This is a genomic window from Pseudoalteromonas sp. T1lg88 (genome assembly GCF_002964765.1).
In the GTDB taxonomy this organism is placed as follows: Bacteria; Pseudomonadota; Gammaproteobacteria; order Enterobacterales; family Alteromonadaceae; genus Pseudoalteromonas.
On sequence record NZ_PQCF01000010.1, the window covers coordinates 1 to 1,236 of the forward strand.

General features: G+C 49.4%; 1 rRNA gene. It reads right to left on the reverse strand.

Annotated features, from left to right (window positions below):
• Nucleotides 1–1,155, reverse strand: a 23S ribosomal RNA gene (locus C2M34_RS06035); the annotation flags it as partial.
• Between the last annotated feature and the right edge of the window lie 81 nt (nucleotides 1,156–1,236).

The following is a 1,236-nucleotide window of genomic DNA, read 5'->3' on the forward strand; positions in this document are numbered from 1 at the left end:
GCAGCCGCAGCTTCGGTGGTATGTTTAGCCCCGTTACATCTTCCGCGCAGGCCGACTCGACTAGTGAGCTATTACGCTTTCTTTAAAGGGTGGCTGCTTCTAAGCCAACCTCCTAGCTGTTTTAGCCTTCCCACATCGTTTCCCACTTAACATACACTTTGGGACCTTAGCTGGCGGTTCTGGGTTGTTTCCCTCTCCACGACGGACGTTAGCACCCGCCGTGTGTCTCCCGGATAGTACTCATTGGTATTCGGAGTTTGCATGGGGTTGGTAAGGTCGGGATGACCCCCTAGCCCAAACAGTGCTCTACCCCCAATGGTATTCGTCCGAGGCTCTACCTAAATAGATTTCGGGGAGAACCCAGCTATCTCCCGGTTTGATTAGCCTTTCACTCCTAGCCACAGGTCATCCCCTAACTTTTCAACGTTAGTGGGTTCGGTCCTCCAGTTGATGTTACTCAACCTTCAACCTGCCCATGGCTAGATCACCGGGTTTCGGGTCTATACCTTGCAACTCAACGCGCAGTTAACGCTCGCTTTCACTACGGCTACCCTAATCGGTTAACCTCGCTACAAAATATAAGTCGCTGACCCATTATACAAAAGGTACGCAGTCACCCCACGAAGAGGCTCCTACTGCTTGTACGTACACGGTTTCAGGTTCTATTTCACTCCCCTCACAGGGGTTCTTTTCGCCTTTCCCTCACGGTACTGGTTCACTATCGGTCAGTTGGGAGTATTTAGCCTTGGAGGATGGTCCCCCCATATTCAGTCAAAGTTTCACGTGCTCCGACCTACTCGATTTCACTTATAAGACATTGTCGTGTACGGGACTATCACCCTGTATCGTGCCACTTTCCAGAGGCTTCCACTAACATCAAATAAGCTTAAGGGCTGCTCCGATTTCGCTCGCCGCTACTTTCGGAATCTCGGTTGATTTCTTTTCCTACGGGTACTTAGATGTTTCAGTTCTCCGCGTTCGCCTCTTACACCTATGTATTCAGTGCAAGATACCTGTAAACAGGTGGGTTTCCCCATTCGGAAATCCTGGCCTCAAGCGCTTTTTACTAGCTTGACCAGGCTTATCGCAAGTTAATACGTCCTTCATCGCCTCCAACTGCCAAGGCATCCACCGTGTACGCTTAGTCACTTAACCATACAACCCAAAAGAGTGTGTATTTCAAGGACTGTTTAACTTCGCCAGAAGTTAGAATACTAAAGTAGACGCACAATCAAC